Origin of the sequence: Enterococcus sp. E5-37, assembly GCF_035726925.1 — a bacterium.
GTDB classification, from domain to species: Bacteria; Bacillota; Bacilli; order Lactobacillales; family Enterococcaceae; genus Enterococcus_B; species Enterococcus_B faecium.
The window spans coordinates 1-11994 of record NZ_JAPMLG010000004.1 but is presented as its reverse complement, the minus strand read 5'-3'; the positions used below and the strand labels follow the sequence as shown (position 1 = coordinate 11994).

Here is an 11994-nt window from a genome sequence, read left to right as displayed (position 1 = left end):
ATAGTAGTTAACAGAAAGTTGGAAGAAGAGTAATGGATGTATTGTTACACAATCCTTTGTGGTTTTACCTTTTCATTGTGAATTTTTACTTATTTTGTCTGATGGGGTATGATAAACATCAGGCTAGAACTAGCGACTGGCGTGTTCCTGAGAATAATTTGGTATTTGTCAGCCTGTTAGGCGGTGGTTTGGGAGGATTGATCTCTCGAAAAGTTTTCCATCATAAAACGCGGAAAAAGAAGTTTACTATAGGATTCGCTGCAGGTGTACTTGTTGATTTGATTCTCATTTATTTTTTCCATTAAGGAGCAGGAGATGTCGTCTAAAGGAACGAAAACTAAAATCATTCTAAATCTGCTTTTGCTGGTTGTGATTTTTGCCATTATTTATTATTTAATCAATCAATCATTTGCAGATATCTTTGCCGAATTGCTGTCTACCAGTATTGTTGTTTTGGTAGCAGCTGTTATATTAGGGACAGTTTACCAAATCGCTGAAGGGCGCTCAATCAAAGAAATTGCTGAACCTTTCGCGCCGAATTTTACAACGAAAGATGGGTTCTTGACCTCTAGCTATATTGCGTTTTACCGAATCGTTTCATTTGGTACAGGAACGCTGATCTCGGAGATTTATTTTTATAACAAAAAAGGAATGAAGCTATCCCAGGGAGCAGGGGTGACAGCACTCCATATGATTATGTACAAACTGGCAGTGATCACTTATGCATTAGCTGGCTTGGTCATCCAATTCTCTCTTTTTTATTCTAATGGTCCGTCAATGATCTGGTTTATCATCGCTGGTATCCTTTTGACGATCGTGATTGTTGCCTTTTTATTGGCGATGTCCGTCAGCTTGAATGTCCAAATATTTTTTGTCAGCTTATCGAATAAGTTATTTAAGAGTGAGCGTTTGCGAAAATGGGTGGATACATGCAATCAGCAGATCTACTCTTTAAGGGAAACGGTCCAAACCATTATCCAAGACAGGACTGCGCTATTGCGGATTTATCTATGGAATATGTTAAAACTTGTATTTTGGTATGTACTTCCCTATTTGATTCTGATTGAAAACCATCCTAAAATAGATTTTCTACTGACCATTTCGTTTATCAGCTTTGCAGTAGTGCTTTCAGGGGTTATTCCTACGCCTGCTGGTATTGGTTCCTTTGAATTTGTCTATTTGTTATTATTCAGACCAGTTGTTGGAACAGTTGACGCAGTTTCTTCGCTTTTACTGTATCGTTTCAGTTCCTTTATCTTGCCATTTCTCTATGGATTTGTGTATGTGATTGCTGAACGGCGAAGAGTGATCAAAGAAGAAATAATAGAAGTAAAAAAAGAGAATAAAGAAAATCAAGGGTAGGTCTTTTATAAGATCTCAGACTGTAGACAAAAAGGAGTGGCTTAATTGCCAACTCCTTTTTGTTAGTCTTTGTAGAAATTTGAAATAAAAAGCCATAGGCTTTTTTGCTTTCCATAGCCATGTGGCTAGTTTTTTTAAATTCATGGCAGCAAACGTAAGCATCGTGTGCGTGGCGACTTTTTCGAGACCTCGATATTTCGTCCAACGCATACCATGCTTTTCTTTTGCATCTGCAAATATTCGTTCAATGGTTTGTTTTCTCTTTTTATAAATTTCTCTATTCAACGCCGTATGGCGTTGGTGTTCAAGTTCATCCATAAGATCCGCCCAAACATGTCGAGTTACTATTTTTTGATGTTTTGTACTCAAAGTACAGTTTTTAAGTAATGGACAACTCCTACAGAATTTTGGATTTGATTTATAGGTTCGATAACCATCACGAGTGATAGTTGAAAATAACAACGGTTGATTATTGGGACATAAATAGCAGTCAAAATAGGCATCATAAACAAAGTCTTTTTTACGAAACATTCCTTTTACTCCATGAGGTACAGTATATGGAAGAATCGGGTAGAGTTTCAAGTGTGACAGAAAATGAACAAATTTAGGCGTCTTATATCCTGCATCAGCGACAACACGCTTTATATTTGGAAAAGCTCTTTTCGACTGTTTGACCAGATCGATTGCGACTTGGCTGTCATGTACATTTCCTGGTGTGATTAATGTAGATAAGATAAAACCATTATCTTCACAGGAAGTATGCGCGGAATAAGCAAATTGTTTTTCTCGTTCACCTTTAACATAGTAACCACTTTCTGGATCTGAATGACTTATTTTTTGAAGACTCAACTCACTTTCTATGTCCCATGTAAAAGGACGTTTTCCTACAGCAATACGTTCTTTATTTATTTCATCTTCTAATTCATCTTGATAAGCTTTAGCTTGACCGTAGGTCATTTCTTTTGTGAACTTATGTTTATTGGCATTTGCCTTAATATGAGTAGAATCAATATAAAGGTTGTCTTCCGTAACGAAGCCAGCTTTTACAGCTTGTTCTAGAATATGAGAGAAAATGTCTTCAAATAAAGTTGTTTCTCTAAATCTTCGAACATAGTTTTTACCAAAAGTAGAGAAATGCGGGATAGGATCCTCGAATGAATAACCTAAAAACCAACGATAAGCAACATTTGTTTCAACGTCTTTAATAGTCTGTCTCATCGAACGGATACCAAATAAATATTGGATAAATACTAATTTAATTAAGACCACTGGATCAATACTGGGACGACCATGGGTCGAATACGTAGATTCTACAATGGGATAAATGAAATCAAACTGAATCGCAGCATCAATCTTTCGAACTAAGTGATCTTTAGGTACAAGATCATCAATTGTTAACATAGCAAATTGATTTCTACCTTCAATCGATTGTTTTCTCATCGTTAGAATCACTCCCAGAATAGTTTATACAATGAGTATAAAACAAAAAAACTGCAAACAACACTCCAAATTTAGGAGTTTGTCTACAGTCTGAGGGTAGGTCTTTTATAAGATCTACCCTTTTTATCAAATCAAAGAAAAACGTTATGGATAAGATAATTTTACGTTTGTTTGGCTCTTTTTTTATATACATACAATCAATTTTGTTTTTTAAGATTTATATAAGTCGAGAAAAAAAGTCAAAAAACTATGTGTATATTTTGACCAAAATTGACCAAAGCGATATAATAGTTTTTGTAAAGATCAAAGAAATAAGTGATCTTACCTTTAATTAGGAGGGTATACCTGTATGAATATTGAGAAAATGACTACGACGCTTCAAGAAGCGATTGCTGAAGCTCAACAGATTGCGGTCACTCGAAAACACCAAGATATCGACATTGCCCATGTATGGAAAATCTTTTTACAACCTAATCATTTTGGTCGAAATTTCTATACGGATGCCGGATTGGATGTCGAATCTTTTGAACATGAAATTGATCGTCTACTGGATGAGTATCCAGTTGTTTCTGGTGGAAACGTCCAATATGGACAAAACCTCAGCCAGAATTTCTTTCGATTATTGAATGAAGCAGACCAAATACGTGAAAGCTTCGGCGACGAGTTTCTTTCAACGGAAGTCGTTATTTTAGCGTTGATGAAATTAAAAAATTATCCGTTAACTGTTTATTTGAATAAAAACGGATTATCTGAAAAAGAATTGCGTAAAAACATCGAAGAGATGAGAGGAGGAGAAAGAGTGACCTCACAAAACCAAGAAGAACAATACAAAGCATTAGAAAAATACGGCGTTGATTTAGTACAGCAAGTCAAAAGCGGAAAAATGGATCCAATCATCGGTCGTGATGAAGAAATCCGTGATGTCATCCGTATTCTTTCACGAAAAACAAAAAATAATCCTGTTCTGATAGGAGAACCCGGTGTAGGGAAAACGGCAATCGTTGAAGGGCTTGCTCAACGTATCGTACGCAAAGATGTGCCTGAAAATTTAAAAGATAAAACGATTTTTTCATTAGATATGGGTGCATTGATCGCTGGAGCAAAATTCCGCGGTGAATTTGAAGAAAGACTAAAAGCAGTCTTGAAAGAAGTCAAAAAAAGTGATGGACGTATCCTCTTGTTCATCGATGAAATCCACAATATCGTAGGGGCAGGAAAAACAGAAGGAAGTATGGATGCCGGAAATCTGTTGAAACCAATGCTTGCTCGCGGTGAATTACATTTGATCGGTGCCACAACTTTAGATGAGTACCGTCAATATATGGAAAAAGACAAAGCGTTGGAACGTCGCTTTCAAAAGGTATTAGTCAAAGAACCAACAGTGGAAGATACGATCAGTATTCTGCGTGGATTAAAAGAACGTTTTGAGATCCACCATGGTGTTAACATCCATGACAACGCATTAGTAGCAGCAGCTACTTTATCTGACCGTTATATTACTGATCGGTTCTTACCGGACAAAGCAATCGATTTGATCGATGAAGCCAGTGCAACGATTCGGGTAGAAATGAACTCTATGCCAACGGAATTAGATCAAGTTACTAGACGTTTGATGCAGTTGGAAATCGAAGAAGCTGCACTGAAAAAAGAATCAGATGATGCAAGTAAAAAACGCTTGAAAAATTTGCAAGAAGAATTAGCTGAACTTCGTGAAGAAGCAAATGCGATGAAGATGCAGTGGGAAACAGAAAAAGAAGAAGTCAATTCTGTTTCAGCAAAACGTGCTGAAATCGATAAAGCAAAACACGAATTAGAAGATGCAGAAAATAACTATGATTTAGAACGCGCTGCTGTATTGCGTCATGGTACGATACCTCAATTAGAAAAAGAATTGAAGGAATTAGAAGCTAAAGCAAAAGACAGCGAGATTAAGATGGTTCAAGAGTCCGTTACCGAAAATGAGATTGCTCAAGTCGTTGGCAGATTAACGGGTATCCCCGTAACGAAACTTGTAGAAGGTGAACGAGAAAAACTAATTAAATTGAATGAAACACTTCATAAACGAGTGATTGGTCAAGATGAAGCAGTTGATGCGGTCAGTGACGCGGTAATTCGTTCACGGGCTGGATTGCAAGACCCAAATCGTCCTCTAGGTTCTTTCCTTTTCCTAGGACCAACTGGTGTCGGAAAAACCGAATTAGCGAAAGCGTTAGCTGAGAACTTGTTTGACTCAGAAGATCATATGGTACGGATCGATATGAGTGAATATATGGAAAAACATGCTGTGTCTCGTCTAGTCGGAGCTCCTCCAGGCTATGTAGGTTACGAAGAAGGTGGTCAATTAACGGAAGCTGTCAGACGAAATCCTTATACAATCGTCTTGTTGGATGAAATCGAAAAAGCGCATCCCGATGTCTTCAATATCTTGTTACAAGTCCTAGATGACGGACGCTTGACTGATTCAAAAGGGCGAGTAGTAGATTTTAAAAATACGGTTCTGATCATGACCAGCAATATCGGTTCACAGTTACTGCTGGAAGGCGTGACTGCTGATGGAACGATTCCAGAAGCAGTGGCTGAACAAGTCAACACGCTATTACGTGGAAACTTCAAACCAGAATTCTTGAACCGAATCGACGACACAATTTTATTTACACCATTGAGCCTAGACAACGTGAAAGGAATCGTTGACAAAATGGTGGCGCAATTGGCACAACGTCTGGAACATCAAGAAATCCTGTTGACAATCAGTGATGAAGCCAAAACGTGGATTGCTGAAAATGCTTATGAACCAGCATATGGTGCAAGACCACTGAAACGATTTATCACTAAGGAAGTAGAAACACCACTAGCTAAAGAAATCGTTGCAGGGCATGTTATGCCTAAATCAAAAGTAACGATTACTTTACTTGATGGACAACTTCATTTCAAAACAGAAGAACTAGAAGAAATCGTCTAATCTTCAAATTGAGACTATGAAAGAAAAAGGGGGTGTGACACAACTAGTGTCACACCCCCTTTTTCCGAATAAATTCCAGAAGTAGCTTCTTCGAAAAATAAGTCGAAATTCCTTGAAGCTGCCCGCTTCTGCCACAATCTCTTTTATTAAATATTTTTTACTTTTTCTAATTTATAACTTTCAAAATAACGCTCATCTTTTTTACTTTGAGACCAAGCAAACAATCCCATCAAGGCAGCACCTATCGTATTTGTCAGCAAGTCGCCCATCGTATCCATCAATGCTGCTCGTCCGACAAACAGTGTGCCGTCAGAAGCAGCAAAGCGTTGAAGATTCATGCCTAAGAATTGGTCACATAAGAATTCCCAGAACTCCCAAAACACGCCGCAAAGTCCAGCAAACGCAAAGCCGAATAAGAGGAACAACCAAGGACTGGTTTTTGATATCTCAGCATCTTTCATCAAGTAACCAATCAATCCATAGCCAAGAGCTGTCAGGACCATTGGACTCACAGCGTGTAAAATTTTGTCCCAAAAAGAGATGATACTGATCAAATGCATCCCTGTGCCTAAAAAGACAGAGATGAACAAGAAAAACCAGTAAAACAAAACGATTGCTGCTGGTATTTTAAGTTTGAAAACTTTCAAAATGACTTGTGGCATGAAAATCAATGCAATCCCTAATAAAGATTCCACGATAAATGTGATTCCTTGAGAAGTCGAATATTTTTGTGTGATAAATTCATAAAAATTATAGCAGACAACGAATATGCCAAAAGCAAGTAAAGCTATTTGCACCTTTTTGATTTCTTTAATCACTGAAAGTCCCTCCATCTAAAAATCTTTTTACTTCTGAAAGCAACTCAGTTTCTGAAGAAACCACTTTTCCGTTCAATTTGATCAGACCTATTGTATATAAGTTCAGGTAGTGAAATTGATTTTCAGCTGTTTCTTGTAGTGCAGCGATTTTTTTCGGGTGGGTTCCGCCTTGCTGTCGAGTATCAGTATATAAGCCGATCACTGGGATGCCTTTCGCATAAGCCACACCGATTTCCGATGCTACCCCGGCATCGATCGTCAGCCCATCTAGTAAAGCAATCATTAAATCACTAGCCAACACTTTTTCTGTATCAGCAAGAGCAATCATTCGACTGTCTGCATAAGCAGTTTTGTCATTGATTGCTTCATTTTCTTGAGGAAGATAGATCGAAAGCTCAGAAGAGAGCTCTCTGATTTCTTTAACTAACTGTTGGTTATATAACAAATCACTTTTAGCAAACATTGGTGCGGCAAAATAAATTTTCATCTAAACATCATCCTTTTTATCAAAAATAATCGCTAAAGTAAGCTTCCATGTTTGGAATGATACGCTCTAGTGACTTCAGTGTTTCTTCATCTGTTTCTAACCGTTCGATTCTTGCCAAATAAGAAGCACGTCGATAATTCATCATCAAGCAAGTCAATGTTTGGATATTCAATCGAACGGATTTTCCTATAGGTTCATTCAAGACACGGACTTTTCCCTGTTCATCCCATGTTAAAGCAAAGACGCCATTATTCCAAGGAGCGACAGGATCTTCAATGATGAAATGAAAAGCATCAGCTGTTCCAACAAACGGAAACCGTTGAAGGAATTCTTTTACATCAACGATCCGAGCCATAAAATATGGTTCGATCTGCTCTTTGATCTGACTATCTTCAATCAAAAATGCTAAAGGCTCATTTTTATAAATATCTCCATGTACCCAGTAGATCATGGAAAAATGTGCGGAAATAAAGTTCCATAAGCCATTTCGAGCTTCTTGATCAAGATAGAACATTTCTTTTACGTGAAATATTTCTTCAGCTACCCAGTAGAATAGAACACCTCTTGGTTCATGGTTGCTATCGTAGTAGACAGCGGCTGTGCGCTCATCTTCATTTTCGAAACGCCAATACTCTTCCCAATGAAAATCACTGCGGAATAAAGCACCATGGTTTTGTTGGGCAAATTTGTCATAAACGGAAAATACGTCTGGATGATCAACTGGTAATCGCTCAACCATACCACTTACTGGGATTTGTTTAGGTAACTGTGTATCTCTGATTTTAAAGGAAAGTTTATCAGACATGATTTCCCATCCTTTACGCCGATAGTAGGGGATACTATAAGGATACAAATAAGAGATCCATTGCTTATTCTTGCGCATATTATCCAATGCAACGATAATTAGATCTTGCATCAATCCATGGTTCGCATATTCTGGATAAGTTCCAACTCCAGTCACACCACCCATTTTATAACGTGCACCGTGAATATTGACTTCACAAGGATAGATAGCGATTTGAGAGATCAGTTTATTTTCGTGGAACCATCCGAACACTTTCGATACTTCCAAAATCGGTCTTTTGGAACGGATAAAAGCTCGTTTATTCTCAAACCCGCTTTCCTCGATATCTGCTTCAGTCACTTGGAACACATAGGAAAGCAATTCATTGAATTGATCGATATGTTCTTGAGTGACCGGTTTTAATTCAAGATTTTCTCTAAAATCTTTTTGATCCATTTTTTCATCTCCATTTATTAGCTTGATAACAGTATAGCAAAATTCTACAAAAAAAACTTCTATAGCTGACTAATTAAAAACTCTTTAAATTACTGCTTTTCGTTGGTATAATGGAAAGTGCTGATTATATGAAAAGAGGAGACGCTATGGATATAAAGAAAATGAAAGAACGCCAAGAGCAGATTCGTAATTTTTCGATCATCGCTCATATCGACCATGGGAAATCTACATTGGCCGATCGTATTTTAGAAATGACGCACACTGTGACGTCTCGCGAAATGCAAGATCAGCTGTTAGACTCGATGGATTTGGAACGTGAACGTGGAATCACGATTAAATTAAATGCTGTAGAACTCAATTACACAGCGAAAAATGGAGAAACATATATCTTTCACTTGATTGACACCCCAGGGCACGTCGACTTCACCTATGAAGTCTCTCGAAGCCTTGCTGCCTGTGAGGGTGCCGTTTTAGTGGTCGATGCAGCACAAGGAATCGAAGCCCAAACATTGGCCAATGTTTATTTAGCCTTAGACAATGATTTGGAGATCCTGCCAGTCATCAATAAAATCGACCTACCCGCAGCAGATCCCGAACGTGTCCGTCAAGAAATCGAAGACGTAATCGGAATTGATGCTAGTGAAGCTGTATTAGCTAGTGCCAAATCAGGGATTGGGATTGAAGATATTCTCGAGCAGATCGTGGAATATGTTCCTGCACCAAGTGGAGACTTAGATGCACCGCTAAAAGCTTTGATCTTTGACTCTATTTATGATAGTTACCGCGGTGTTGTTCTAAATGTCCGAATCACGGACGGTATGGTCAAACCCGGAGACAAAATCAAACTGATGAGTAATGGAAAAACATTTGATGTTACAGAGGTCGGGGTCTTCTCGCCAAAAGCAGTTGTTAGAGACTTTTTGATGGTCGGTGATGTCGGTTATATCACAGCAAGTATCAAAACTGTCCAAGATACACGAGTAGGGGATACAGTAACGTTAGCAGACAATCCTGCCGCTGAAGCTTTACCAGGTTACCGAAAAATGAATCCGATGGTTTATTGTGGTCTTTATCCAATTGATACTTCTCGTTACAACGATTTGCGGGAAGCTTTAGAAAAACTGCAATTGAATGATGCTGCTTTACAATTCGAACCAGAAACCTCTCAAGCATTAGGTTTTGGGTTCCGCTGTGGATTCCTCGGACTTCTTCATATGGATGTCGTCCAAGAACGCTTGGAACGGGAATTCAATCTAGAATTGATCACGACTGCACCATCCGTTATTTACCATGTTAATAAAACGGATGGTACGACTGCTACAGTAGATAACCCGGCAGATTTTCCTGAACCTGTAACGATCCAGGATGTAGAAGAACCATTCGTCAAAGCACAGATCATGGTCCCAAATGATTTTGTCGGTGCAGTAATGGAACTTTCTCAACGAAAACGGGGAGAATTCATTACGATGGATTATTTAGATGATTACCGAGTAAATGTCGTCTATAATATTCCGCTTTCTGAAATTGTCTTTGACTTTTTCGACAAATTGAAATCAAGCACGAAAGGCTATGCCTCATTGGATTATGAAATGTCTGGTTATCAAAAAAGCAAGTTAGTGAAGATGGATATCTTGCTGAATGGAGAAAAAGTCGATGCATTAAGCTTTATCGTTCACCGAGACTTTGCCTATGAACGTGGAAAAGCAATCGTTGAAAAACTGAAAAAACTAATCCCACGCCAACAATTTGAGGTGCCAATCCAAGCAGCTATTGGACAAAAAATCGTTGCCCGTTCAGACATCAAAGCCTTGCGTAAAAACGTCTTGGCTAAATGTTATGGTGGAGATGTTTCTCGTAAACGTAAACTCTTAGAGAAACAAAAAGAAGGGAAGAAGCGGATGAAACAAATCGGCTCAGTCGAAGTTCCGCAAGAAGCCTTCATGGCCGTTCTGAAGATGGATGAGGAAGAAAGTAAGAAGTAGCAAGGTTTGTTTGAAAACAGTGTAAAAAATAAACCATGTTTACATGGATTTGCCACCGGTTTGCCACCGGTGGTTTTTTTCGGTGGCAAAAATCAAGAATTCTTTCTAAGATTTTCCATGATATCGACCGTTTCATTTCTCATCTTATCTGTTACATGCGAGTAAGTATCCATCGTAATTGAAATTCTGCTGTGGCCCAATCGTTCAGAGATTTCTTTCATTTTTGCGCCATTTTCGAGAAGAAGTGTAGCATGAGTATGTCTGAGAGAATGGAAGTTAAAAGAGAGGGAGAGTGCATTCGATATCCTTCTAGTATTCCATTTCACTACACTTGGCGTAACTAGCTCACCGTATTCCTTCGTACATACTGCATTTGAATCAATGTAGAGCTTTCCATACTTCATTCGATTTTCTAATTGTTGTTTCTTATGTTTTTTCAGAATTGCTAGCAAGGTTTGTCCAATAAAAATCGTTCGATTGGAACTGCTTGTCTTTGGTGTACCATATACCCATGCGCCATCATTCTTTACCATTTGTTTCTCTACAGTAATTGTTCCATTTGAAAAATCGACATTATCCCACGTCAGACCACAAACTTCGCCAACGCGCATTCCCGTATAAAATCCAATATTCAAAGGAATATAGAAAGGATGGCCTTCAGGAGTGATTTCTAGCATATGATCAAAGTCCTCAAGAGAAATGATTTTTAGATCTTTTTTAGTCGTTGGTCGTTCTTCGTATTTTGGTATCTTTACATACAGCATAGGATTTTGCTTGATTAACCCCCAAGGATAAACCGCCATATTCAGCGCATTCTTAAGGACAGAGTGAGTAATAGTCATTGTTTTCTTCGAGTAACCCTTTTTAAATTCAGCATTGATGAAATTTTGTAAAAGAGCAGGGGAGAGATCCGTAAGTTTTTTCTTTCCTAAATAACCGTTTATATGATTTTTGATGGTAAATCGGTAGTTTTCATAGGTATTGTATTTTAGATTTAGTTTAACGTATTCCTCCATCCAAAAATCAAGGTATTGTTTTACTCGAGTATCCGTACCTAAAAAGTATTGTCCTGTTTCGTCAATATCTGATAAAACTTTTCGTAAAGCAGCTTCGGCCTCTGGTCGGGTGTCTCCGCCAACTTTCTCCACTTTTTTTCTTGAGCCATCATCATTGATATCTTCAAAATAATAATACCAACGTTTTCCACGTTTTCTCACACCGCCACGCACAAAATCAGTCCTTTCATATTGCTATGTCATTAGTACGATAGTTAAATTCTTTTGGTACATATAGAGAGGAAATAGATGTAAAATCCGTATTTTCAATAGAAGTACACGAACTTATGTTCCTTTGTGTTTAAAAAGAAAAGCCCGAAGGCCGATCTTTTTATATTCTAATAAATTAATCTTTTAAAGATAATTTTTATTAATTAGGTAAGTTATCAATAGCATATTGTGCTTGCTCGGGCGTATATTTTTCATATACCAATTGGTCATAAAGACCATCTTTAGAAAAAGCAGAATAATCTAAATAGTCTTTAGCAGCTTGAAGTGCATTCTCGTTCCAATCAGCGTTAATATTATCAATAGCATATTGTGCTTGCTCGGGCGTATATTTTTCATATACCAATTGGTCATAAAGACCATCTTTAGAAAAAGCAGAATAATCTAAATAGTCTTTAGCAGCTTGAAGTGCATTCTCGTTCC

At 37.9% G+C, this 11994-nt stretch carries 10 protein-coding genes; 4 read left to right on the top strand and 6 right to left on the bottom strand.

Going from position 1 to position 11994, the window contains the following annotated elements; all coding sequences use genetic code 11:
* Nucleotides 1-32: 32 nt before the first annotated feature.
* Complete coding sequence (locus OS138_RS04160; RefSeq protein WP_002330119.1) at nt 33-305, top strand: DUF1294 domain-containing protein; 273 nt, start codon at nt 33-35, stop codon at nt 303-305.
* 10 nt (nt 306-315) lie between these two features.
* Nucleotides 316-1362: a lysylphosphatidylglycerol synthase transmembrane domain-containing protein gene (locus OS138_RS04155; RefSeq protein ID WP_002300648.1), complete on the top strand. Its 1047-nt coding sequence runs from the start codon at nt 316-318 to the stop codon at nt 1360-1362.
* Between the two features lie 15 nt (nt 1363-1377).
* On the opposite strand, the gene OS138_RS04150 is transcribed toward OS138_RS04155, so the two are convergent.
* Entirely contained in the window at nt 1378-2802 is a 1425-nt protein-coding gene (locus OS138_RS04150; protein ID WP_002322596.1) for an IS1182 family transposase, read from the bottom strand.
* A gap of 349 nt (nt 2803-3151) precedes the next feature.
* Here OS138_RS04150 and clpB point away from each other — a divergent pair, with 349 nt between their 5' ends.
* Entirely contained in the window at nt 3152-5761 is a 2610-nt protein-coding gene (gene clpB, locus OS138_RS04145) for an ATP-dependent chaperone ClpB (protein ID WP_002301554.1), read from the top strand.
* A gap of 146 nt (nt 5762-5907) precedes the next feature.
* Here clpB and OS138_RS04140 read toward each other — a convergent pair whose 3' ends face one another.
* The 3 genes from OS138_RS04140 to OS138_RS04130 are packed head-to-tail and all read right to left on the bottom strand — an operon-like array spanning nt 5908 to nt 8306.
* Nucleotides 5908-6594 carry a hypothetical protein gene (locus OS138_RS04140; protein WP_002323661.1) on the bottom strand — a complete coding sequence of 229 codons (687 nt, stop codon included), beginning with the start codon at nt 6592-6594 and terminating at the stop codon, nt 5908-5910.
* Nucleotides 6572-7066 (bottom strand): nucleoside 2-deoxyribosyltransferase, encoded by a 495-nt coding sequence (locus OS138_RS04135; RefSeq protein ID WP_002301556.1) that lies wholly within the window; start codon nt 7064-7066, stop codon nt 6572-6574. The genes OS138_RS04140 and OS138_RS04135 overlap by 23 nt, the downstream gene beginning before the upstream one ends.
* A 19-nt stretch (nt 7067-7085) precedes the next feature.
* On the bottom strand, nt 7086-8306 hold the full coding sequence (locus tag OS138_RS04130) for a GNAT family N-acetyltransferase (RefSeq protein WP_002301557.1): 1221 nt from the start codon (nt 8304-8306) through the stop codon (nt 7086-7088).
* Between the two features lie 146 nt (nt 8307-8452).
* Here OS138_RS04130 and lepA point away from each other — a divergent pair, with 146 nt between their 5' ends.
* Nucleotides 8453-10288 carry a translation elongation factor 4 gene (gene lepA / locus OS138_RS04125; RefSeq protein ID WP_002301558.1) on the top strand — a complete coding sequence of 612 codons (1836 nt, stop codon included), beginning with the start codon at nt 8453-8455 and terminating at the stop codon, nt 10286-10288.
* A 92-nt stretch (nt 10289-10380) separates the two neighbouring features.
* Here lepA and OS138_RS04120 read toward each other — a convergent pair whose 3' ends face one another.
* Together OS138_RS04120 and OS138_RS04115 are read right to left on the bottom strand one after the other, a co-directional pair.
* Nucleotides 10381-11517: a site-specific integrase gene (locus OS138_RS04120; RefSeq protein WP_010829618.1), complete on the bottom strand. Its 1137-nt coding sequence runs from the start codon at nt 11515-11517 to the stop codon at nt 10381-10383.
* Between the two features lie 196 nt (nt 11518-11713).
* Nucleotides 11714-11994: Ltp family lipoprotein (locus OS138_RS04115; protein WP_231414544.1), on the bottom strand; the 281-nt coding region annotated here is incomplete at its 5' end.